The organism is Psychrobacter sp. P2G3 (assembly GCF_001593285.1).
Lineage (GTDB): Bacteria > Pseudomonadota > Gammaproteobacteria > Pseudomonadales > Moraxellaceae > Psychrobacter.
Map to the genome: position 1 here is coordinate 398,950 of NZ_CP012529.1, position 22,943 is coordinate 421,892.

General features: G+C 40.9%; 21 protein-coding genes. 11 read left to right on the forward strand and 10 right to left on the reverse strand.

Annotated features, from left to right (window positions below):
* Positions 1-791 precede the first annotated feature (791 nt).
* Both AK823_RS01700 and AK823_RS01705 read left to right on the forward strand, forming a co-directional pair.
* A complete protein-coding gene (locus AK823_RS01700) occupies positions 792-1,802 on the forward strand; it encodes an RluA family pseudouridine synthase (protein WP_068325714.1) in 1,011 nt (336 codons plus the stop codon).
* Positions 1,803-1,956: 154 nt separating this feature from the next.
* Entirely contained in the window at positions 1,957-2,625 is a 669-nt protein-coding gene (locus AK823_RS01705; protein WP_068325716.1) for an HAD-IA family hydrolase, read from the forward strand.
* A 132-nt stretch (positions 2,626-2,757) separates the two neighbouring features.
* Here AK823_RS01705 and yihA read toward each other — a convergent pair whose 3' ends face one another.
* On the reverse strand, positions 2,758-3,531 hold the full coding sequence (yihA, locus tag AK823_RS01710) for a ribosome biogenesis GTP-binding protein YihA/YsxC (RefSeq protein ID WP_068034192.1): 774 nt from the start codon (positions 3,529-3,531) through the stop codon (positions 2,758-2,760).
* A 449-nt stretch (positions 3,532-3,980) separates the two neighbouring features.
* Here yihA and AK823_RS01715 point away from each other — a divergent pair, with 449 nt between their 5' ends.
* The 4 genes from AK823_RS01715 to AK823_RS01730 all read left to right on the forward strand — a co-directional run bounded on the left by AK823_RS01715 (position 3,981) and on the right by AK823_RS01730 (position 6,952).
* Positions 3,981-4,316, forward strand: a complete 336-nt coding sequence (locus AK823_RS01715; protein WP_068034194.1) for a c-type cytochrome — start codon at positions 3,981-3,983, stop codon at positions 4,314-4,316.
* 334 nt (positions 4,317-4,650) lie between these two features.
* Complete coding sequence (locus AK823_RS01720; protein WP_068034196.1) at positions 4,651-5,319, forward strand: c-type cytochrome; 669 nt, start codon at positions 4,651-4,653, stop codon at positions 5,317-5,319.
* Positions 5,320-5,468: 149 nt separating this feature from the next.
* Positions 5,469-6,611, forward strand: a complete 1,143-nt coding sequence (locus AK823_RS01725) for a hypothetical protein (protein WP_068034198.1) — start codon at positions 5,469-5,471, stop codon at positions 6,609-6,611.
* Positions 6,599-6,952, forward strand: coding sequence for an RnfH family protein (locus tag AK823_RS01730; RefSeq protein WP_228138897.1), 354 nt, complete (start codon positions 6,599-6,601; stop codon positions 6,950-6,952). The genes AK823_RS01725 and AK823_RS01730 overlap by 13 nt, the downstream gene beginning before the upstream one ends.
* Before the next feature lie 10 nt (positions 6,953-6,962).
* Here AK823_RS01730 and bamE read toward each other — a convergent pair whose 3' ends face one another.
* Positions 6,963-7,397 carry an outer membrane protein assembly factor BamE gene (gene bamE, locus AK823_RS01735; RefSeq protein WP_082785598.1) on the reverse strand — a complete coding sequence of 145 codons (435 nt, stop codon included), beginning with the start codon at positions 7,395-7,397 and terminating at the stop codon, positions 6,963-6,965.
* Positions 7,398-7,720: 323 nt separating this feature from the next.
* On the opposite strand from bamE, the gene fur reads away from it, so the two are divergent.
* A complete protein-coding gene (fur, locus tag AK823_RS01740; RefSeq protein ID WP_068034202.1) occupies positions 7,721-8,155 on the forward strand; it encodes a ferric iron uptake transcriptional regulator in 435 nt (144 codons plus the stop codon).
* A 102-nt stretch (positions 8,156-8,257) separates the two neighbouring features.
* On the opposite strand, the gene AK823_RS01745 is transcribed toward fur, so the two are convergent.
* Both AK823_RS01745 and AK823_RS01750 read right to left on the reverse strand, forming a co-directional pair.
* Positions 8,258-9,379: a PilT/PilU family type 4a pilus ATPase gene (locus AK823_RS01745; RefSeq protein WP_068034204.1), complete on the reverse strand. Its 1,122-nt coding sequence runs from the start codon at positions 9,377-9,379 to the stop codon at positions 8,258-8,260.
* A gap of 85 nt (positions 9,380-9,464) precedes the next feature.
* A complete protein-coding gene (locus tag AK823_RS01750) occupies positions 9,465-10,520 on the reverse strand; it encodes a type IV pilus twitching motility protein PilT (protein ID WP_068325723.1) in 1,056 nt (351 codons plus the stop codon).
* 348 nt (positions 10,521-10,868) lie between these two features.
* Between AK823_RS01750 and AK823_RS01755 the strand changes: the two genes are divergently transcribed.
* Positions 10,869-11,612 (forward strand): YggS family pyridoxal phosphate-dependent enzyme, encoded by a 744-nt coding sequence (locus tag AK823_RS01755; RefSeq protein WP_068330055.1) that lies wholly within the window; start codon positions 10,869-10,871, stop codon positions 11,610-11,612.
* 77 nt (positions 11,613-11,689) lie between these two features.
* Here AK823_RS01755 and AK823_RS01760 read toward each other — a convergent pair whose 3' ends face one another.
* Positions 11,690-12,964: a hemolysin family protein gene (locus AK823_RS01760; RefSeq protein ID WP_068325726.1), complete on the reverse strand. Its 1,275-nt coding sequence runs from the start codon at positions 12,962-12,964 to the stop codon at positions 11,690-11,692.
* Positions 12,965-13,199: 235 nt separating this feature from the next.
* On the reverse strand, positions 13,200-14,891 hold the full coding sequence (locus tag AK823_RS01765) for an NAD+ synthase (RefSeq protein WP_068325728.1): 1,692 nt from the start codon (positions 14,889-14,891) through the stop codon (positions 13,200-13,202).
* A 745-nt stretch (positions 14,892-15,636) separates the two neighbouring features.
* Here AK823_RS01765 and AK823_RS01770 point away from each other — a divergent pair.
* From AK823_RS01770 to epmA, 3 genes are all read left to right on the forward strand, one after another.
* On the forward strand, positions 15,637-16,791 hold the full coding sequence (locus AK823_RS01770; protein WP_068325729.1) for an AI-2E family transporter: 1,155 nt from the start codon (positions 15,637-15,639) through the stop codon (positions 16,789-16,791).
* 168 nt (positions 16,792-16,959) lie between these two features.
* Entirely contained in the window at positions 16,960-18,153 is a 1,194-nt protein-coding gene (locus tag AK823_RS01775; RefSeq protein ID WP_082785599.1) for a 4-phosphoerythronate dehydrogenase, read from the forward strand.
* A gap of 68 nt (positions 18,154-18,221) precedes the next feature.
* Positions 18,222-19,244: an EF-P lysine aminoacylase EpmA gene (gene epmA / locus AK823_RS01780; RefSeq protein WP_068325730.1), complete on the forward strand. Its 1,023-nt coding sequence runs from the start codon at positions 18,222-18,224 to the stop codon at positions 19,242-19,244.
* Positions 19,245-19,405: 161 nt separating this feature from the next.
* On the opposite strand, the gene AK823_RS01785 is transcribed toward epmA, so the two are convergent.
* The 4 genes from AK823_RS01785 to purE form a co-directional block, all read right to left on the reverse strand.
* On the reverse strand, positions 19,406-20,044 hold the full coding sequence (locus AK823_RS01785; RefSeq protein WP_068325731.1) for an NAD(P)H-binding protein: 639 nt from the start codon (positions 20,042-20,044) through the stop codon (positions 19,406-19,408).
* A 231-nt stretch (positions 20,045-20,275) separates the two neighbouring features.
* Entirely contained in the window at positions 20,276-20,725 is a 450-nt protein-coding gene (locus tag AK823_RS01790) for a DUF188 domain-containing protein (protein WP_068325736.1), read from the reverse strand.
* A complete protein-coding gene (locus AK823_RS01795; protein WP_068325738.1) occupies positions 20,725-22,098 on the reverse strand; it encodes a 5-(carboxyamino)imidazole ribonucleotide synthase in 1,374 nt (457 codons plus the stop codon). The genes AK823_RS01790 and AK823_RS01795 overlap by 1 nt, the downstream gene beginning before the upstream one ends.
* A gap of 191 nt (positions 22,099-22,289) precedes the next feature.
* Positions 22,290-22,838 (reverse strand): 5-(carboxyamino)imidazole ribonucleotide mutase, encoded by a 549-nt coding sequence (gene purE, locus AK823_RS01800; protein ID WP_082785600.1) that lies wholly within the window; start codon positions 22,836-22,838, stop codon positions 22,290-22,292.
* Positions 22,839-22,943: the final 105 nt, after the last annotated feature.

The window sequence follows — 22,943 nt, forward strand, 5'->3', positions numbered from 1 at the left end:
TAGGCTCAGAGGACTGACTATTAACACATTGTCATCGTAAGCTTTATAAAAGTTATTAACATCTAAAGTGGTGAAGTGCGTTTAATATACTTTGTAAGGGTTTATTAAAGCGCCTGCCACGTGGTCACAATTAATTCGCCATTCTGTTTATTTTCTAAACTTTAAATTCGGCAAACCTCTTAATATTAGCTCAAATCAATTCAATTATTTTATCTATTATTTTATAACATCTATGTATTTTGGTGTCTTAGGTTATGAGTGCCACTGCGCTGTTATTCAGCGGGGCGTACTTGGCAAACAGAATAGGTAACCGGCTCATCAGCTCGGTAGGGTATACATTCTATGTGATATCTATTATATCTGTTTGACCGCCAATATTCAGGCAGCTCTAAACTCTTAACTTTGGACTACCATCACTTGCTCAGCTGCGCTTGCCTACATGATTACAAATCAAGTCGTGGTCGTGCGCTAAATGAGTAGTTGTGTGTTGCTATCGCTTGATAAATGGACATGTTTGTCAGTATTATCAATACGATTATGTTTGGTATAAATACCATTTATTGGGCACTATGCTATGTATTACTAGGCATGTTGCTCTAAAAATTAGATGATGCGTGCAAAATTAGCGTGATTGACAACGGGTGCCTCGTTACTAGCAAGTAATAAAGATGGCGATAAGTTGTTCAGGACAATGGTTATTATTGCCACAGCCTCTGCTTAATTGGCGCTCAACATGCTAAACTATAACAAATCTTTCTGTAAATACCTAACTAAAAATGACAAATTCAAAAATGACTGACGACGCGCCCATCCATGAAGCCCCTGCTATCTTTAATAGCAAAACTCGTCCGCAAAGCGCTGATGATGAGATTAGTAACTTCGGAAAGGTTAATTACCTTGAAGTAACACGCCATCAGCACGACCAACGCTTAGATAATTTTTTGTTAAACCGCCTAAAGGGTTTGCCAAAATCTCATATCTACAAAATGATTCGCTCAGATGAAGTTCGAGTGAACAATAAGCGTTGTAAAGCGCATGATAGAGTAGAGCGTGATGATGTAGTACGTATTGCACCTGTACAGCTAGCGACTCGTGAGAAACCAATTATCAGTGCTGAGTTTGCTAAAAGCCTGCTAGAACGCGTAGTTTACGAAGACGATGGATTGCTAGTGCTCAATAAGCCGTCTGGCATCGCGGTGCATGGTGGTAGCGGTCTTGATTTTGGTGTTATTGAAGCCATGCGTGAAGTGACTGGTAAAAAATATCTAGAGCTGATCCATCGTATCGATAAAGATACTTCAGGGCTGCTAATGATTTCTAAAAAGCGCTCAGCACTTAAAGTATTACAGCAGCATTTAGTAGATAAGACCATCCAAAAGCACTATCTATGTCTCGCTAAAGGGCAGCCTACGCTCAATGAGCAGCGCATTGATGCAGCATTGCTACGTTATACACTTGCTAGCGGTGAGCGCCGCGTCAAAGTGGATGCACAAGACCCACAAGCTAAAGAAAGCCAAACTGATATTGTTGTACATAGCCGTTTTATGCTTGCCGGTCAGCCGGTGAGCTTGATTGAAGCTAAGCCATTAACAGGGCGCACGCATCAAATTCGGGTACATTTAGCTCATATCGGTCATGCTATCTTGGGTGATGATAAGTATCATGTACATGACAAATCAGGCGTTCATCGTTTGTGTCTACATGCGTGGCGCTTAGATATTCCGGGTTATAAAACCATTACCGCACCGCTACCAGACGATATGGCAGATTGGTTACCAGAGCAAACCAAGTTGCCTGAATAATATTCAAGCATTCGTCTTTAAGTTTAATTTTATTATTAAACACTAAAAAACGTCACAATAACTTATTTATTTTCATCAAATAAGCTAGCGTGACGTTTTAGTATCTGTAACTCAGTATGTCCAATAAGTTATTGCCATTCGCTAAGGTAAAGTCATGAGTAAAAAATTTAATCACAACTTGGCAGATAAAAGCCTAGTTATTTTTGATTGGGATGGTACTTTGATGGATTCAATCGGTTTAATCGTTGAGTCGATGCATGTGGCTGGAGAGGAACATGGTTTTCAGACAAATGATAAAGAGGTGAAGGATATTATCGGTCTTAGCTTAATGAATGGTATTGAAATTTTATACCCGCAGGCAAACGATGTGCAAAGGCTGGCCATTCAACAGAGTTATGCTGATTACTATATTCCTAATAGTCATCGCACGCCATTTTTCACTCCTATAGAAGACATGTTGCAAACGTTGCAACAGCAGGGTCGTAAGCTTGCTGTAGCAACTGGTAAGAAAAGACGAGGGCTTGATAGAGTACTAGATGCCTCTGATAGTCATCGTTATTTTGAAATAACCCGCTGCGCTGACGAGTCTGGCTCTAAGCCTGATCCGCAAATGCTTACTGATATCTTAAACCACACACAGCAGCAAATATCTGAAGCGGTATTTATTGGTGATAGTATTTACGATATTCAAATGGCAAGTAGCTTAGGGATGACTAGTATTGCGGTAAATTATGGCACTGCAACCAGTATGGAGCTTGCCGCGCAGCAGCCTACTTATCAGGTCGATACGCCAGAAGCATTGGTTGAGCTATTATATGCTTAAATAAAAACCAGCTTAAATAATAAAAAATGATAATAAAAAAAGGGCTTATCTGAACTGACCCCATAAGTTGGACACAAATTATGGGGGTCGGTTCAACGAGGTTAGCCCTTTTTTTATTAAATACTATGAGATTTATTTGCTTTCTTCTTTAGAGCTATCTCTTTGCTGGACAGCATCTTTTTCGATTGCGTCTTCTAGCTCAGCGCCTTCTAGTAACGCAAAAGAGGACTCGATAATTTTGTCGGCTTCAAGCTGATACTCATACCAGTTGCCCATAACGCCTGCTAATTCATCAAGGCCTTCTTTTCTTAAAGCTGAAAATAACTGGATCGTACAGTTCAAACCCAGTTGTTTCAGTCTTTTACGTGTATTAAGCAAAGCATTTTTAGAGGCACCATACTTCAGCTTATCTGCTTTCGTTAATAAGATATGAACGGGCAGCTCACCCTCTTTTGCCCAACGTAGCATTTGCTCATCAAAGAATTTGAGTGGATGGCGAATGTCGGTCATCAGCACCAGACCTGCAAGGCTTGAGCGCGATACTAAATATTCTTCCAGTTCCACTTGCCATTCTTTTTTCATCTCAAGTGGTACGGCTGCATAGCCATAACCTGGCAAATCGACCAAACGCCTATCGGCATCACCAATATTAAAAAAGTTAATCATCTGCGTACGACCAGGCGTTTTTGATGAGCGTGCAAGTTGGCGCTGATTGGTTAACGCATTAATAGCGGAAGATTTACCCGCATTTGAGCGTCCTGCAAAAGCGACCTCTAATCCAATATCAGGCGGGCAAAGGCGAAAAGTAGGCGCTGACGTCATAAACTCAGTTTGCTGAATGCGATGACGGGCTTTGGTATTAAACGCCGCATGTTCAGCGGCAACATCTTTAAACGGGGTACTCATAAATGACTCATTAACAATCAAAAAGTTTAAAACGGAATTTGGGGTAGTAATGCAAAACAGGCTAAAGAAAAATAAACGATAAGTTGTAAAGGTAATTATATAGGCTTTGGAGTATTTTTTAATATAAATAAGTATCTAAATAAGCTAGTAGCGATACGATGACTTATTCATTGCCTTACTTAGTACTGTCGTTATATTTATAACAGCATAACACTAAAGTGAATTATGGCTTAGCAAAAATTATTGACACAGTCGTCAAGCGTTACTAATGCTAAACGCGATGACACTATTTTAACTCGACATATATCGTTACAATATAAGATGTAATAGAAGTGCATGATAATGGCAAGAAAAATAAGCGTTCTATTGCAGCTTCCATTAATAAGTTTTTTCATCAAACAATTGTAAAAATGAGTATTCCGTAGTTATTTAGCCAAAGGGGATATCGTATGCGGTTATTAAATATTAATCTTACTCAAATAGGGCGAGCCTTAGGCGGTAGTGTGGCTGCACTTGTATTAAGTATGGCTATGACAAGTAGTAATGCGGCAGCTGATATTCCGTCAACTTACAAAGACTCATGTGCGGCTTGTCATGACAGTGGCGCATTGAATGCTATCAAGAAAGGCGATAGCGCTCAATGGCAGCAGTTAATCAAGAAAAAAGGTATGCCCGCCCTGATTGACTCTGTAAAAGGGGGCATGATTCAGATGCCAGCAGGCGGATTATGTGATAGCTGTAGTGATGATGATTATCGCAAACTGATTGAATATATGAGTAAGTAAATAAGAGCCCCAGTTAGTCATACGCACGTAAAAAATAGAGCGCACGTTAGGATAACGGATAGCGCTTTTTGTTTTACCAGATATATAGTGAGGTTGTGCTGAGATAAAAACAGTTAGATGCTGTGATTAAGTAGGCAAATCATCTAAAGTCTTGCTATAATAATTGCAAATAAACCCTGATGTTAGTAAGTACTTTCAGGCTGCTTGTTATTAAGACCTCAAATCGTATGAGTTACCTTATCGAACTGTAGGTGTGCTCTTACGATTTTTTGAGTGTCCTGTTAATACAATCAATCTAGATAATGCTTACGGCGAGTTAGTAGGATCTGTATCAATGAAAAAGTTAATCGCTGCCGCCAGCTTATGTGTTGCAAGTTTCAGCGTACAAGCTGTTATCACTGTTCCTGAATATGACGCTAATGCAGGTAAACAAATTGCAGAAACGGTATGTGCTGCCTGTCACGGTGTTGACGGTGTGAGTGCCATTCCAGCCCAGCCTAATCTTGGCGGTCAAAATGTAAAGTACTTATATAAGCAATTGGTCAACTTCAAGTCAGGGTATCGTAAAAACGGTATTATGCAGTCACAGGTTGCCAATTTGTCCCAGCAAGACCTTGCTAACGTGGCAGGATATTATTCTAGCCAAGCACCTTGGGGTGTAGGTTTTGGTAATCCTGCGACTAACCAAGAAGCGACTAAGCTGTACTTGGGTGGCGACAAATCACGCGGTGTGATTGGCTGTGCTGGTTGTCATGGTCCCGATGCTGCTGGTAATGAGTTTGCCGCTTTTCCACGTTTGGGTGGACAGCATGCTGAATATATCGCTACTCAACTGAAATTGTTCCGCGCTGCTGGCCGTGTAGATGATATTGCAAGCGATGACCAAAAACGTGTCAATGATGGAGCGAAAGAAGGCGAAATGGGTATGATGCAGACGGTAGCAGCAAGACTGTCAGATCGTGATATTCGTATTTTGTCAGACTATGTTAGCGCCATTCACTAAGCAGCTTTCATTTAGTTATTAAACCCCGTTTTCGGGGTTTTTTTATAGGTGCATATCCCCTATATTATAGAAAATCATACAGCGTCTTATAATTGGCCTGTACTATTACATTTTATTATTATTCACTTTAGATCGTTTGGATTGAGATTATGATGATCCGCTATGCCTCTTATTTTATGGCAGCATTGTTGCCGCTATTGCTATTTCGTTGGTTTGCACCAGCTTCAATTGGTGAGATAGACTTTTGGCTACTCTGGTTATTTGCGATGGTGCTGGTATCATTGCCAGTCATTTATGCAGAGATAGCTTTAGCCTATCGTAGCGTTGAGGCACCCTTAGCGGGCATGCAGAAACTCACTCGTGAGGCTGATGCTAGTCCGTTATGGCGTAGTTTTGGCTGGTTAGCAGCGATAGTAGCGATTATTATTGCTGCCCTCGTTATATCAGGAGCGAGCAGCGCTATATTAGCCGCTTTAATTGATCTTAATAGTGCACCTAACTTACCGAGCTTTGCAGTCGCTGGTGGCTTAATGGTCATTGCATTATTGCTCAGCTTACTCGGTGTCGCACCTTTACCAATAGGTTTGGGTTTGATGGTTGTAGGTTTGATGATGGGATTGGCAGGTGGTCTACCGCAAGTTGAATTTGCTATGACTAATATCAGCTTGACTGAATGGGCGCGTGCTGTTGCACTTGCTTTGGTAAGTGTAGGGGCAGGTACGGGGCTGTATTGGTTTGGTCAGCATTTGGTCGCAAAGCAGACGATAACGGCAGTAGAGTCCGGCAATCTAAACGCAGCTAGTTCGAATTCTCCTAAAGCTGCTAACGTTTACCGAGCTACTAAACTGGTGCTACCGATTTGGATACTACAGCTGGTTGTTGGGGTTGTAGCATTATTAAGTAGTGGCTTGGCGTTGCCACCCATTGGACAATTATTATACTGGGCTGGAGTATTGTTCGTAGCAAGCTATCTGTTGCATTACAGTGCTCAGCAACTGGCGCATAAATTTGGATTATTGGTCAGCTTGCTTATTACGTTGGCGGTAGGTTTGCTGTTAGTGATAGTGGTACCGACGTCTTGGTTGGTTGGTCTACTGGTTGTGATTAGTAGCGTAGCAGTATTATTGCTATCTGTATTTGCTGGTTGGCGTATGAAGATCAGTCATTTGCGTAAATCTTTAAACTTTGGCAATGAAGCCCTATACAATTTATGGCGAGTAGCTATTCGCCTTGTTGTACCGTTAGCATTGATTTTAGCATTGATAGGTTGGATGATACTGTGGTTGAGTTAACGGAGGCAATATCTAAAATACCACTCATGATAACAGTGCATTTGGCCTATGCTGAGGATATACAACAGCAACATTATATGACGTTGCAAGTGGTTGAGGGTACGACGTTATATGAAGCACTGGAACAGGCAGGCTGGCTGGCTCAGTTTCCTAATTTGGCATTGTGGTGTCAGCAGGTGGTAGATATCAAAACACCTGCTGCTAAGCTCTGGCACGTTGGTATTTATGCACAGAAGCAACCTACAAGCTATATACTACAACCATTGGATCGCATTGAGGTATATCGTAGCTTGAGCGCTGATCCAATGTCCCAGCGCAAAAGTAGAGGTAAGAAAAAGTAGCAGCGACCAGTTAAGACTGAGGTAGAGTTTCCATACCTTCAATACGGTTAACAATACCGTTTGCATCAAAGTAGATAATCAAATGCTGGCTGGCGTTTTTAACATTTGCTATACCTTTACGCTCACCCTCTGTGCCCGCTTGATAGTCATAGATATAATCCCAGCGATTGGGCGCTAATGTATCTTTGATAGCTGGGCTGCCAAGTATATACAGCACTTGGTTTTGATTCATTCCTACTTTTAACTTTTGCGCTTGAGTCTGTGTGATTGGCGTACCTTGCGGCAAATCAATTTTATAGACGCTAAACAATGAGCAACCAGATAGGGCGACAGTGGCGCCAAGAGTTGCTGTAATCATAAGTTTGCGCAGGCTACTGGAGTAGCTAAACGATTGGTGGCTAAGCGGAAGACGGTTTGATAGCTTTATCATGGTAAGATGACTCACAAAAATGGGTTAGGCGCGGCTAGGTGCATTTGGTGCAAGACTTGCCGGCAATCTTGGACAAATGATACGTCATTTACTTGCAATTGCCTACCACTTACGACATTATTTATCAAATGCTACCTGATATACTTAATGATTTATAGTGTTAATTCATAAGCTTATGGTCATACTATCAAGTGACGACAACCTATAATTTAGGTATGTTAGGTTAAATTATCAATATTATTATTTCAAATAGTTGGCAGCTGCTAACCTATCACAATTATTCATAATTTATTTTTGAGTTTTTATTTGCTAAGACTTTAATAGTCAGAAGGGACATTATGGCTTCTTTTACCAATCAAGATTTACGTAAAGCAGGATTAAAAGTAACTTTACCACGTATCAAAATTTTAGAGCTGCTTGAGCGCGCAGAGCTCCATCATATGAGTGCAGAAGAGGTGTACAAGGCACTAATTGAGCAAGGCGAAGATGTAGGGTTGGCAACAGTATATCGGGTGCTAACACAGTTCGAACAAGCTGGCATCGTTGAGCGTCATAATTTTGAAAATAACTTGTCAGTATTTGAGATTACCCAAGAAGAGCATCATGACCATCTGGTTTGTGATGTTTGTGGCAAGATTATCGAGTTTCATAATGAAGTCATTGAAGAAGAGCAGCTAAAAGTAGCGGCAGAACACGGCTTCAAACTATCTGGGCATTCGCTAGTGCTATACGGTATTTGTAATAATCAAGAATGTAAGGATAGCGCGAAGTAATAAATAGCATTAACTATAATAAAAACAGCCCTCAATTTGAGGGCTGTTTTTGGTTTAAGCATTTAGATTTTTCAGCATTTAGGCTTCTTTAATAAACAACCACTAGCCAATATTTAAAGACAAACCACTAGCATTTTCATCAATATCTTTACTACCGTTTTTACTATTCAGTTTGATTTTTAGGCGTAAGTCGTTTGGTGAGTCAGCGTGTTTAATCGCATCTTGGTAGGTAATATCACCATTTTCGTAAAGATCAAACAGCGCTTGATCAAATGTTTGCATACCACTATCACGTGAGCGCGTCATGACCTCTTTAATTTCATGTAGCTCACCCTTACGGATATAGTCACTAATTAGCTGCGAGTTCAGTAGAACTTCAATAGCGGCACGGTAGCCTTTACCGTCTGGGGTTGGAATAAGCTGTTGAGCAACAATGGCCTGTAAGTTAAGTGATAAATCCATAAATAACTGATTATGACGATCAGCCTCAAAGAAATGAATGATGCGATCAATAGCTTGGTTGGCATTATTTGCATGTAACGTTGCAAAAACTAAATGCCCTGTTTCAGCATATTGAATGGCATAATCCATAACTTCACGATTACGAATCTCGCCAATTAGAATAACGTCAGGGGCTTGGCGCAAAGTGTTTTTTAGACCTGCTTCAAACGATAAAGTATCGACACCAACTTCGCGTTGCGTAATAATACAGCCTTTATGCTCATGTACGAACTCTATCGGATCTTCGATGGTAATAATATGACCATGGGAGTTTTGATTACGATGACCTATCATCGAAGCAAGCGTTGTTGATTTGCCGGTACCCGTTGCACCTACCAATAAAATAATACCACGCTTTCTCATTGCCAACTCTTTTAGAGAGGGCGGCAAGCGCAGCTCTTCAACCGTTGGTATTTTATTTTCAATCTTTCTTAGAACCATCCCTGCCATATCACGCTGCATAAAAGCACTAACCCGAAAGCGTGCTAGCTGCGATTTATCTGAGATGGCAAATTGACATTCATTAGTGTCTTCAAACTCTTTTTGCTGATTGTAGGTCATAAGGCTTTTGACCAAAAGTAGCGTTTGCTCACCAGTCAATGGCGCCTGTCCCACAGGGCAGATAGTGCCATTTATTTTCATAGAAGGGGCTACGCCAGCTGTGATAAATAGATCAGAGCCGTTCTTTTTAACCATGAGTTGTAGTAGTTTGTCGAAGTCCATATCATATCCAAATTAAAAGTGTGTTATAAGAGAATAAAGTGAAAATATTAACAATATTGTAAAACATATTTGGGTGCCATCAGCACTATATAAACGCTTCAGGCTGCTTAGCATAAGGTCGGGCAACCTCTTTACTAATAGTACCTTTAGTCACTAAATTTTTGAGCGTTTGATCGAGGGTAATCATGCCGTCACCAGCACCAGTCTGGATAGCGGAATACATCTGGGCAATTTTGTTTTCGCGTATTAGGTTACGAATAGCTGGTGTACCTAACATAATTTCGTGAGCAGCAACACGTCCGCCTGTTTGTTTTGGTAGTAACGTTTGTGAAATAACGGCCTGTAAAGATTCAGATAACATTGCGCGAATCATATCTTTTTCAGCAGCAGGAAAAACATCAATCACACGGTCAATCGTCTTGGCAGCGGAGCTGGTGTGCAAGGTGCCAAATACTAAGTGACCAGTTTCAGCAGCGGTTAAGGCCAAACGAATAGTTTCAAGGTCACGTAGCTCACCAACCAAGATAACATCTGGATCTTCACGTAGCGCTGAGCGCAATGCAGGCTCAAAACCTAAGGTATCACGGTGAACTTCACGCTGGTTAATGAGGCTTTTTTTGGATTGATGGACAAATTCGATAGGATCTTCAATGGTCAAAATATGCTCTTTACGCGTATCATTGATATAGTCGATCATCGCAGCAAGTGTCGTAGATTTACCAGAACCAGTAGGACCAGTGACAAGAACCACACCGCGTTTGAAGTTCGATACACGCTTAAATACCTCTCCCATGCCTAGATCTTCTAAGGTTAGAACTTCTGATGGAATAGTACGAAATACAGCACCTGCACCGCGATTTTGGTTAAAAGCGTTTACCCGAAAGCGAGCTAGATTTGGAATCTCAAAAGAGAAATCCGTCTCAAAGAATTCCTCAAAATCTGCACGCTGTTTATCATTCATGATGTCATAAATTAGCTGATGTACTGCTTGATGACTCATCACTGGCATGTTAATACGGGTAATCTCACCATCGGCTCGAATAACGGCCGGCATTCCAGCTGAGAGATGTAAATCTGACGCTTTATGCTTAACAGTGAATCGCAACAGATCTTCGATGCTTAAATTGCTTTTTTCAGCCATGGTCAAACATTCCTATCAATCAATACAGTAAGTAAAACGAGTAACAAAGTAGCTCTATATCAAAATTATTTTGGCGCTTCCACAACCATATCAACGTAAAAGTGCTAAGTGGCCGCATTTAATAGAATAAGAATATCGAAGTTACTCTTTTTACAATCAATGCTAATTTTAGCAGCATAAGCTAGGTAAAGTAACAATATAATAACAATAATAGTCAAATTTAATCATAAAAGAAACAGATTAAATGTAAATATAGGCGACCAACGGTTCACTTTCCTAAAGTTTTTGATAATTGTGCGGTTTAAGCACTATTTAGTGGATAATATTTTTAATAAAGATGAGAGTAATATGAATGACGATATTTTGATTGCCAATTGGCAACGGGTGAATAAACAAGTTAGCGACGCTTGTGTACAAGCAGGTAATTTAACAGCAGATCATGAATCCTTTGATAAGCTAGAGTCTAGTAGAGTCATATCCAGCAAGGTAAAATTGCTCGCAGTCTCAAAAACCAAACCTGCAAGCATGATTGCGACACTAGCTAAGCAAGGTCAGCGTGACTTTGGTGAAAATTATCTTCAAGAAGCCATTGAAAAGATTAAAGCGTTGCAACAGCAACCCGAAACTGAGCAGATCGTATGGCATTATATTGGGCATATTCAACGTAATAAGACTCGTGATATCGCTGAAAATTTCGATTGGGTACAAACGCTTGAGCGCGACATCATTGCTAAGCGTTTGAATGATCAACGTCCAGAAGGTATGGCGCCACTCAACGTGTTAATTCAGCTAAATATAGATGACGAGGACAGTAAATCAGGTTGTCGTCCTGAGGATTTGCCAGACTTAATAGCGGCTATCAAAGAATACGAACGTCTGCAATTGCGAGGCTTAATGATTATTCCTGCCAAAGCTGACACCAATGCCTTTGAGCGCACTAAACAGTTATTTGAAGAGGTAAAGCAAAGACATCCTGACTTACAGTCGTGGGATACCCTAAGTATGGGTATGAGTAATGATATGGTTGCCGCCATTGCTAGTGGCTCTACTATGGTACGAGTTGGCACAGCAATATTTGGCGAACGTGAATGAATTAAAGTATCTGCTCATTAGCAATCAGTATGTTAGGCCATTCAGTCCTATATTAGCGAAAGAAGGTTTTATGCCCCTTACACAGTTTCTTCAAGTTTGGTCACTAACATTTGATTGATTTTTAACTTATCAGTATCTAATATTTCGAAGCGATAATTGGCATATTCGATAGTGTCAGTTTTCTTAGGGATTTTACGTAGCATGTACATCATAAAGCCGCTAATGGTTTCATAGTTTTGGTTACGAGGTAGGTTAACAATGTCTAAAGCACGAATCACGTCTTCAATTGGTGTCATACCATCGATTAACCAAGAGTTATCAGTTCGTTGGACAATAGGCTGATCTTCCAGAGTGACAAGCTCGCCCATGACGATACTCATGACATCCTTGAGAGTGATGACACCAACCACCATGGCATATTCATTGACGATAACAGCAAAGTCAGCACCAGTAGATTTAAACATCTCTAATACTTCAAACAAAGACAACGTATCAGGAACGAAGAGCGCCGGTTTCAGTAACGCTTTGTCTGTTAAGCTGACCTCTTGCTGATTAAGTACTAAAGCTAAAAAACTACGTGACTCTACATAACCAACAATATGTTCTAAATCATCATCGCTGCAAACCAAAAACTTATTATGCGGTTGCTCAATCATGACCTCGACTACTTTTTCAGTGCTTGTGTTGGTATCAAAATAAACGATATGTTCGCGTGGATTCATAACTGAGGTTACGGTACGCTCTTGCATCTCAAAGATATTTTCTATCAGGTGATGCTCTTGCTTCTTAAGGACACCAGCTTCGGCTCCAGCATCCATCATTGCATAGATATCTTCTGGCGTCATATCGTCTTGACGTGTGGTTGATATGCCCAGCATCTCAAAAATGATATTTGCTGCGCCATCAAATATCCAGATAACTGGTTTGAATATAAAAATTAAAAGCATCATTGGTCGTACGAGCCGTACAGCTATAATCTCAGTGTTAGACATCGCTAAGCGTCTAGGCATCAAATCAGCGAGCAGAGAGAACAAACTCGTGATTAATACGAACGATATAATGGAAGCCGCTGCTTCATTATTGAACAGAAGCTGTAGATAAGGACTAATTGCTGACTCACCCACCGCACCAGCTGAAATAGCAACTGCGTTTAGAACGACTTGCACCACAGTGATAAAGCTACCAGGGTTTTCCTGCATATGAAGAACATCAAGTGCACGGACTTCTCCTTCTTTTGCCATGATTTGCAGTTTAATTTTGCGGCCAGCTGCGATTGCAATTTCGGCAGCAGAAACAAAGGCGCTCAAAGCAAGCAATAAAAGAAGAAAAATACTAGCGGTTAGCAGACTCATGAAGTACTCAAAGGAAGGAAGGTTTGAAAATAAATGAAGGTATAGCATAATAAGTAATACTAAGCACAGTCATAGTTTATACATTGATAGATGCTATGCCAGATAGCCTTACTCAAATAAAGTCTTTAAAAAAAATACTTAAACTTAGTGTACTGCTACTAAAAAAGCTGAGCAAGTGCCCAGCTAATAATAAAAAGTGATGTCAATAATATAGTTTTACTAAAGCTTTAAGTACTTAGCCATTGACTGACCATTTATTAACCAATGGATAGCGACGCTCACGTCCAAAAGCTCTCTGGCTAATTTTAGTACCAATCGGTGCCTGACGACGTTTATGTTCGCTATTGTCTACCATCTTAATCACTTTGGCGACCATATCGGCATCAAAACCCTTATCGACAATCGCTTGATAACCCATATCTTCATCGACATACAAGGTTAAAATGCCATCTAATACGTCATAATCAGGTAAGCTATCTTGATCTTTTTGATCAGGACGCAGCTCAGCTGACGGCGGGCGAGTAATGACGCGCTCAGGAATCACTGGCGTATCTTCTAAGCGGTTACGGTAGCTTGCTAAGTTATAAACTTGCGATTTGTAAACGTCTTTTAGGACATCAAAGCCGCCAGCCATATCGCCATACAACGTCGAGTAGCCCACTGCCATCTCAGACTTGTTGCCCGTCGTGATGACTAAATGTCCAAACTTATTAGACAATGCCATTAAGATGACACCGCGCGCACGTGCTTGAATGTTTTCTTCAGTAGTATCAGCAGGTGACTTGTTAAATAGCGGCGCTAGCGTATGACGAATACCTTCAACTGCATCAAAAATAGGGCAAACCGTATAAGAGACATTTAAGCGGCGAGCTTGTGCTTGGGCGTCCTCTAAACTAATCTTTGAGGTAAACTCGTAAGGCATCATAACGGCATAGACCTTGTCCGCACCTAGTGCATCCACTGCAATACATAAGGTTAAGGCTGAATCAATACCGCCTGACAGACCAACGAGAACTCCGGTAAATCCTGAGTGATTAACGTAATCACGTAATCCAACGACTAAAGCTTGATACATCTCCGACTCACGGCTAAGTGTCAGCGGTGCTTTGGATTGAGTGTCAAACTTGCAAGTGTCAACGTTCAAGGTAGCAAGCATTAACTGATCCATAAAGCGCGATGCTTCGTGAGCGATAGAGCCATCGGCTTGCGTAACGATAGAACCACCATCGAATACTAAATCGTCTTGACCGCCAACGGCATTAACATAAACAATCGGCATTTTATGCTCGCGGCTACGCTTAGTCAGCATGGCTTTACGTACATTTTGCTTATCCACTTCGAACGGTGAGGCATTTAGACTAACAATAAGATCTACGCCTTGCTGCTTAAGATCAGCAATGGGGGTTTTTTCCCATAAATCTTCGCAGATAAGTAACCCGATAGTGATGCCTTTATAATCAAATAAAACTTGATTACGCCCTTTATCAAAATAACGGCGCTCATCAAACACACCATAGTTTGGCAAAAACTGCTTATGATAAAAGCCTTTTTGATGGCCATTATGTAAGATAGCTGCTGAGTTAAAGGTGCCATGGTGATCAACATGTGGATAGCCAACAATCATTACAATATCTTGGATATCACTCAAAGTCGATAAGGCGCTTTTAATACGTCCAGATAGGCTTGGGCGCAATAGCAAATCCTGAGGGGGATAGCCTAATAAGGCTAGTTCTGGAAAGATAATAACGTCAGCGCCTTGGTCACGCGCTTGAATAGCAAGTTGACGCATTTTGTCAGCATTGGCAGTAATATCACCTACTAAGAAATGTGATTGAGCTAAAGCAAAGGTGACAGCGTTGGGCGGTATATTGGTCGTATTAGCAGAATTTTCTGCCGTAAGGTTAGAGTTATCAGTGTCTTTTGACATTGTTGTTGTTCCTGTAGATATATCAATGAAAATTTGGAGGACTATTATTAGCCCAAAACAAGATATCTGTAGAATTGTGCTAGCAGTTATGCCCTGCCTAAGCACTTTGCCTTAAATGTTAGGCTGTATTCTAAGAGTTTTCCGTAGAATGGTGGTAATTAATCAATACTAATAGCATGTTTATAACCTACAATGCTGGCATTTGCTCAGGATATTGTACGAAAAATTTGCATAGTATTATAAAAAATAAAGTAATAGCTTTAGTATAACATCAATTTTATAGCCTACGAGAACGTAGCAGTGATTTACCTTTACAGATGACTCATCGGTTGTTTCAGCCTAGAGTATTTAACAGTAATCTTTATAAACCATCTAAACGTTCGTTTTTAATTGATAAAAACGAAATTGTAAGTAAAAATTACAACACATCATTGTTTATTTGCAGGACGCTATTGCATAATAGGTGCTCATAATTAAGTTTTTTTACTAAATTAGCACAGTTGAGTGGATAATTTTAATTAGCAAATTATTTGTTATCGTATGTGAGTTATTACGCCGTTAATAAGATATAGTTGATGGTATTAATCACAAAAATCGATGTTTGAGTACCTTTAAATTTATTGAACAACGTCCTCGTATATGGATATAGTTTATAGACGTCATCTATAGGCTGTTGCCTACACATTTATAAATTTTGCAGTAAAAGCGTGCTAAGTTTTTGCTGTCAGTTCTTGGTTCAAAAGCTATGATTGAAAACTGGACAAAAGAAGTTGTAATTCAACGCCTGCTCGCTATTACACTATTAGTAATGCTATTTATTTTGTGCTTTCAAGTGGTGCAGTTTTTTATTGTACCTGCATTATGGGCAGCGATTTTGGCCTACGTTACGTTTCCAATTTATAAGTTTTTTCATGAGAAAGTCAGGTTAAGTCCAGATTTCAGTGCTGCTATCATGACGATAAGTATCTCTTTGATTATTGGGGTGCCATTAGTAATAGGGGTGTTTATTTTGCAACAAGAGGCGCTTAGTCTCTACAGTAACTTAATTTACCGTGTCAAAGTTGGCTACCTCGATGTACCAGATTATTTCAAAGAGCTACCGGTAATCGGTCAGCAGGTCAAAGATATATTATGGCAAATTAATAAAAACCCTGAAGGTACGCTTGAAGCATTCCGCGCGTGGATTCAGTCGCATTTGTACTATGGTAAGGTAGCACTGGACGTGGTGCTCAGCACTTTAGCTAAACTTGGCATGGCGCTAATGACCTTGTTTTTCTTTTATCGTGATGGTACCAGCCTAGTTCGTCAGATTCGTCAGGCTCTGCGCAATATCATTGGCAATCGAATTGATGGTTATATTGACTCGGTTGGTACGACCACCCGCGCGGTAGTTTACGGTATCGGTCTAACAGCATTGGCACAAGCACTGCTTGCGGGCATTGGTTATTATTTTTCAGGATCACCAAGTCCTATTCTATTGACGATTGTGACCTTCATGGTAGCGCTAATACCTTTTGGTACGCCATTTGCGTGGGGTGCGGTAGCGCTTTGGCTGCTGAGTCAAGGTCATACAACAGAAGGTATCGGTTTAGCATTGTGGGGAATCTTAGTCATTAGCTGGGTGGACAATTTGATTCGTCCTATCGTTATTAGTGGCGCGACTAAAATTCCTTTTATTATTATTTTCATTGGTGTATTAGGTGGTCTTACGGCTTTTGGTTTTGTAGGTTTGTTTATCGGACCAGTAGTGCTAGCTATCGGGCTTGCTGTATGGCGTGAATGGATATCTCAGCATAGAGACGAAATTTTTGCGCCAAAAGAGGTGGTACTGACAGACAATCAGATGCTGTTAGACTTTGATGATCAAGTGAAGAATAAGAGAGTAAATAAAAATAGTTAAATCTCTACCTAGCAGTATTGCAAGCTATTTACTATTTTTCCCTATTGCGTATGCTAAGGTGGGTGTTGTAATTAGGCCTTGTTGGCAGCTCGGCAGTAAATATCACTACCTATCTATCAAAAGCATATATTAATATTATCTATCCACAATCAAAAGAGGCGCTCATCTATGCCTAATGTTATAAGCTCTGGCTCTGTTACACCTACCACTCTCTCATCTGACGAGTTAGCTCATAAACCATCTAAAGCTGCCAACAAGCTCACTATCATTGCTGATAGCAACATCGCTGGTCTTGAAGATTTTTTTAATGAGCAAACGCTAGGTCAAGATATTTATCAGACGGTCAATATTATCAAAGTTGCTGGACGAGATATCAACGCCCAGTTAGTTGACGAGCTGCAACCAGATGTTTTATTAATCCGTTCTGTGACAACAGTAGCCAAGCAGTTATTAGCAAATAATCACAGTGTTAAGTTTATCGGCTCAGCAACGATTGGCACCGATCATGTAGACCAAGGCTACTTAGCAGAGCGCAATATAACCTTTGCTAATGCGGCTGGTTGTAGCAAGCATTCGGTCGCGCAATATGTATTGACGGCTATCTTAACCTTACGTCCAGAGTATTGGCAGCAGACATTGACGCCACCAACATTGGGTATTATTGGGCTTGGCAATATTGGTAGCGTACTTGCGCAATACGCTACTGATCTTGGCTGGCAAGTAATGGGTTATGATCCGCTACTACCTGCATCGAATATTAATAATGCTAGCTTTGAGCAGGTCATTAGCCAAAGTGACGTTATCAGCTTACATGTACCGCTGACGGACAAAAAAGACAATAATAACTCTACTGGTAGCGATTATCCAACGCGGCACTTAATTAATAAAACTGCGCTAGATGCTATGCCGTCAGAAACTTTGCTGATTAATAGTGCACGCGGTCCAGTTATCGATGCAGCAGCATTACAAGCTGACATTGAGGAAAATAAGCGCCAAGTAGTGCTCGATGTATTTGAGCACGAACCACAAGTATCGGAGCAGTTATTATCAAAGTTGGCTATCGCCACACCGCATATCGCTGGTTATACCTTAGAAGGTAAGCTGCGCGGTACGCAAATGGTCTATGATGCATTATGTGAAGAATTTTCGGTCACACCTACACAATCTATGCAGCAGCTATTACCAGTCAATATGTATTTATGGTCTGAGCTTAAAACCTATCCAGATAGGCTGATAAAGTTTTATGACATTATGCGAGATGATAGAGATCTGCGCAAAAAAGTAACTGATGGGCAAGTAAGTGGCGCTGATTTTGATCAGCTGCGTCGTGATTATCATCTGCGCCGTGAGTGGCAGTTTTAAATCTTAAAAATGCTAATTTCAAAAATACATTGTTCAAAAATATAGTCAATAAACCATGTTGGATAGTAATGAATCAGTCAAGCAATACCTCTACCCATACTTCTAAGCCTACCTACGCCCCAACTATGACGCTTGCAATGGCACAAAAGCGCGCAAAATTGCTTAATGATATCCGCCAGTTTTTTGCAACGCGTCAAGTGCTCGAGGTGCAGACGCCACTGTTATCGCAAGCAGGCAATACCGATACCTTTTTGCAGTCAGTGGCTGCGCAAGTAACTTATCAAGATAGGCCACGTACTTATTATCTACATACTTCGCCTGAGTTTGCAATGAAGCGTCTTCTGGCCAGCTGGCAGGTTCCTATTTATCAGATTTGCTCTGTATTTCGCGATAATGAGATAGGGACACGGCATAATACTGAATTTACCATGCTTGAATGGTATCAACCGTATTACAGCCTGACAGATTTGGCTGACGAACTGGGTCAATTGTTAGAGATGTTATATGGCTATCCGGTGGTCATGAATCACTATCGTTATGTTGACGCATTTATGGACTTTGTAGGTATTCATCCGCTGACGGCTAGTATAGAAGCACTGAGAGCGGTAGCAGAAGACAAAGGTTTGACAGGTTTTGATTTCAGTACTGATATAGATAACAAAGAGGACAGTCGGCAAGGGTGGTTGGATTTACTATTCAGTCATGCTGTTGAGCCAAATCTAGGGCACGAGTTACCGACGTTAATTATCGACTATCCGCCTGCAACGGCGGCACTCGCAAAAACCGACCTAGACAAGGATGGCAACCTAGTCGCTAAACGATTTGAGCTATATATCAATGGGATTGAGATTGCCAATGCCTATGATGAACTGGCAGACGGTACAGCATTAAAGCAGCGTTTTGAACAAGACAATCTATTGCGTCAACGTCATGGCTTACCGCCAATGCCTATAGATGAGCATCTGCTTACTGCTTGTGATGATTTGCCAGCTTGTAGCGGTATTGCGTTAGGTCTAGATAGACTGCTAATGGTAATAACAGGAGCAACTTGCTTAGAAGAAGTTATTACTTTTCCAAGCGACTTAGCCTAGCACTAATTTGTCTAGCCACCAATTTGCCTTGCAACAATTCTCTCCGTTACTCTAGCTTTTAAGAATAAAATTACTTTACAAAACATTCCAAAATTAAAGCGAGCAAACCTTTCGGCTTACTCGCTTTTCTATTGCTTTAACTATTATAGCGCTACGCTTTATTATAGTTTTTCAATAGCGTCACTAATAGCGGTGTCACCATTCTGCATACTAAAGACTTGCTTGCTTGTATTATCTGCATTTAATACTGCAACTAACGTAGCAGCAACGTCTTCAATGGTATTTTCACCAGCTTCATTACTATTTACAGCGATTTTACCAGTACCAGCACGCTCTTTTAGAGCACCTGCCTGCACGATAGTGTAGTCAAGCGTACTATTATTGACTAACCACTGATCCGCATAATGCTTAGCAATATAGTAGTCTTTTAAATCAGTGATGGCAGGGCTATCCCATTTGCTAGTATCCAGTGAAAACACCGTACTTAACATGATATAACGCTTGATACCTTTGTCTTGCGCCGCTTGCATGGTCTTAACCGCACCATGCAAATCAACTTCTAATACACCCTTACCGCCAGACCCTGCTACAAAATATACTGCCTCGATATCATCAGCAATTTGGCTTTGGATAGCATCTTTCTCTGCGGTAATATCTAGATCTAATTGCGTGTAATTATCATCATTAAACAACTTTTCATCTTGACGAGTAGTACCGACCACTTGATGGTTATCAGCTAATAACTGCTCAACCAGATCACTACCAACGCGACCACTTGCACCTATGACTAAAATTTTCATAATTTTTCCTATTTTTGTTCGTATTGTCGTTATGCTATAAATTTTTATAATAAAAATACTTTTTATTCAAAGACTTCGTATTAAAAGTAAGTACTAAAAGTAAGTACTAAAAACTGTATATACAGTAACAAGAATAGATAGCACACTTCGTTATGAAGCGTGCCAGTTGCATAGTGTTTAGTTATAGAGTGTATAAGGTTTGCAAGGTAAATGGGATTAAGAACTAAAAAGTTAACGCACTAGTTTATTTAATCCATCGGCGAAAGCTTTTTTGTCACGGTCGCCATAAGGTTTTTGTCCGCTCATTTCTTGTAGCTCTAACACGCCAGTGCCGCGCATAGTATCCATAAAGTCACGCATATTGAGCTTTTGCTTGATATTGTTTTTATCATAGACCATACCGCGCGTTGTCAAAACCATGCCACCTTTGTCCAAAATATCATTGGCTAAAGGGATATCGCTAGTAATAGCCAAATCGCCTGGTTGTATTTGTTCTACGATATAATCATCAGCTTTATCAAACCCCGATGGCACCACTGTCATGACGAGTAGCGGTGACTTACGTAGTTTGATTGGCTGATTGGCAACGAATATCGCCACCGTTTGTGTACGCTCGGCAGTCTTTACGATCAAATCTTTAGCAATTAATGGTACCGAATCAGCATCCACCCAAATCTGCATTATTTTTTAGCCTTATCTTTCTTTGCCTTAACGTCTACCGCACTATCCATTTTACTGTCTTTATTTGCTAAGTCAGTGTTTGCGCTTGCTGTTTCATTTTCGCCACCAAGCTCTGGGACATCTTGATTGTCTGGCTCAGATGGCTGTTTTTGACTTTCTTGGATAGGCATATATTCTTTATCTAAGCCAACCTTGTTGGGTAAAACGGCCACCAATTTAGCCATTGAAGATTCCAAGTCGGTCACGTCATTAGGCATCAGGGTAATGTGGGCAATTTTACGATCTTCCCGTTCAGCTTTGTGATAGCTATGATAGTGAGCACCATCGATAGCCAGTACGGCGTTGATATCAGGATATTGTCCCAGCACGTTGATCATAATCGAAGGATGGACGTTATCTGTATCGCCTAAAGGTAAGTTAACTACTGCGCGGATATGGTTTTCGAATTGACTGGTAATCGCGCCTTCAATGCTCCAGTGTCCAGAGTTATGCACACGCGGTGCAATCTCATTGGCAAGCAGATAGTCATGACCGCGAGTGTCTTTAGTAACGAACAATTCTAGTGCCATAACACCTACATAACCTAAATGGTTCATGACAGTAGTGATGGCTTCTTTCGCTTGCTTAAATATGTGGCTAGTGCCAACGGCAGGTGCTTGGGTCTTGGCCAAAATACCATGATGGTGATGGTTTTCGACCAAATCGTAACAGCGTACGCTACCGTCTTGGGCGCGTGCTGCAATGATAGAGACTTCACGGCTAAAGTTAACAAAGCCTTCTGCAATGAGTGGTGCAGGGGTTGGCGTTAAACTGCCTTCACCGCTGACCGCATCTTTAAGATCTTGCCAAGCGGCTTTGATATCGCTGTCTTGCTTGATGACATACTGACCTTTGCCGTCATAACCACCGCGACTGGTTTTAAGAACGACAGGCAAGCCTAATTGTTCGCAGGCTTGTTGTAATTCAGCCTGAGTGCTGACCGCCATAAAAGGTACGGTAGCAATATCCAGCTCATTAAACATCTGTTTCTCTTTCAGGCGATCTTGAGCGATATCAAGGGCAATCGGCGGCGGAAACATGCCTTGTTTTTTACCAGTTACTGCTAAGTTTGCCAACTGCTCGACAATCGCTGTTGGGGTATTTTCAAACTCTAACGTAAACACATCAGCTGCAGCAATAAAACTATCCAACTGCTCATTACTATATACCTGTCCATAAAGACTGGCAGGACAATCAGGGTTGTCTTCTAAAAATACACATTGATAGCCGAGTGGCATAGCAGCTTGTGCAAGCATCATACCGAGCTGACCACCGCCTAAGATACCGATGGTATGGATAGTTTGAGTAACAGGATAAGCTTTGGCTGTGGTCATGAGGGACTCTTTGGATTAAAAATGAATTAAAACTAACGGTTTAAAATAGGAAAAGGTGCAACATATGCACCTTGTATTCAGTAGAACCTATCTAAAATTAAATATCAAGTGAAGAACAATTAAATTCAATTTATCTCAACGAAAAATTCAGAATGGTTAGAGGTTTTCGTATTCAGTAACTAATTCGATATCTAGTAATTAATAATACCAGGCGTTGGACTGGCTAAGATAGTTTCGGTTTGCGTTTGACGCAGGCTGTCCAGCTTAGTAGCAATTGACTCATCATGCAAGGCTAGCACTTGAATCGCAAGTAGGGCTGCATTATAAGCACCAGCGGTACCAATGGCTAATGTACCGACGGCCACACCTTTTGGCATCTGCACGATAGACAGCAAGCTGTCCCAACCGCTAAGCATCGAGGACTTAACTGGTACACCGAATACAGGAAGTGGCGTTTGACTGGCACACATACCTGGTAGATGGGCTGCGCCACCTGCACCAGCAATGATTACTTGAAGGCCTTTGCCTTTAGCCCCTTTCGCATAATCAAATAATCTATCGGGCGTGCGATGGGCAGAGACTACTTCGCAATCAAAGGCAATATCAAAATCTGCCAATAGCTGCGCTGCACAGCTCATGGTTGCCCAATCAGACTGTGAGCCCATGATAATACCAACTTTTGGTTGGCCAGCAGGAGAGGAGATAGAATTAGGGTTTTCGGTAGCCGATCCAGTACTCATGATGAGATATCCTCAAAACGACCATCATACAAAAATTATGGCATAGCCGTAAAGCCAAGTTTTAGCATTAGTTTAAAAGCTAGCTTAATCTTTGTGTCAATACAG

Coding starts and splice junctions, on each gene's coding strand:
- AK823_RS01700 (WP_068325714.1), top strand. CDS start 792: ATGACTGACGACGCGCCCATCCATGAAGCCCCTGCTATCTTTAATAGC.
- AK823_RS01705 (WP_068325716.1), top strand. CDS start 1,957: ATGAGTAAAAAATTTAATCACAACTTGGCAGATAAAAGCCTAGTTATT.
- yihA (WP_068034192.1), bottom strand. CDS start 3,531: ATGAGTACCCCGTTTAAAGATGTTGCCGCTGAACATGCGGCGTTTAAT.
- AK823_RS01715 (WP_068034194.1), top strand. CDS start 3,981: ATGCGGTTATTAAATATTAATCTTACTCAAATAGGGCGAGCCTTAGGC.
- AK823_RS01720 (WP_068034196.1), top strand. CDS start 4,651: ATGAAAAAGTTAATCGCTGCCGCCAGCTTATGTGTTGCAAGTTTCAGC.
- AK823_RS01725 (WP_068034198.1), top strand. CDS start 5,469: ATGATGATCCGCTATGCCTCTTATTTTATGGCAGCATTGTTGCCGCTA.
- fur (WP_068034202.1), top strand. CDS start 7,721: ATGGCTTCTTTTACCAATCAAGATTTACGTAAAGCAGGATTAAAAGTA.
- AK823_RS01745 (WP_068034204.1), bottom strand. CDS start 9,379: ATGGACTTCGACAAACTACTACAACTCATGGTTAAAAAGAACGGCTCT.
- AK823_RS01750 (WP_068325723.1), bottom strand. CDS start 10,520: ATGGCTGAAAAAAGCAATTTAAGCATCGAAGATCTGTTGCGATTCACT.
- AK823_RS01755 (WP_068330055.1), top strand. CDS start 10,869: ATGAATGACGATATTTTGATTGCCAATTGGCAACGGGTGAATAAACAA.
- AK823_RS01760 (WP_068325726.1), bottom strand. CDS start 12,964: ATGAGTCTGCTAACCGCTAGTATTTTTCTTCTTTTATTGCTTGCTTTG.
- AK823_RS01765 (WP_068325728.1), bottom strand. CDS start 14,891: ATGTCAAAAGACACTGATAACTCTAACCTTACGGCAGAAAATTCTGCT.
- AK823_RS01770 (WP_068325729.1), top strand. CDS start 15,637: ATGATTGAAAACTGGACAAAAGAAGTTGTAATTCAACGCCTGCTCGCT.
- AK823_RS01775 (WP_082785599.1), top strand. CDS start 16,960: ATGCCTAATGTTATAAGCTCTGGCTCTGTTACACCTACCACTCTCTCA.
- epmA (WP_068325730.1), top strand. CDS start 18,222: ATGAATCAGTCAAGCAATACCTCTACCCATACTTCTAAGCCTACCTAC.
- AK823_RS01785 (WP_068325731.1), bottom strand. CDS start 20,044: ATGAAAATTTTAGTCATAGGTGCAAGTGGTCGCGTTGGTAGTGATCTG.
- AK823_RS01790 (WP_068325736.1), bottom strand. CDS start 20,725: ATGCAGATTTGGGTGGATGCTGATTCGGTACCATTAATTGCTAAAGAT.
- AK823_RS01795 (WP_068325738.1), bottom strand. CDS start 22,098: ATGACCACAGCCAAAGCTTATCCTGTTACTCAAACTATCCATACCATC.
- purE (WP_082785600.1), bottom strand. CDS start 22,838: ATGAGTACTGGATCGGCTACCGAAAACCCTAATTCTATCTCCTCTCCT.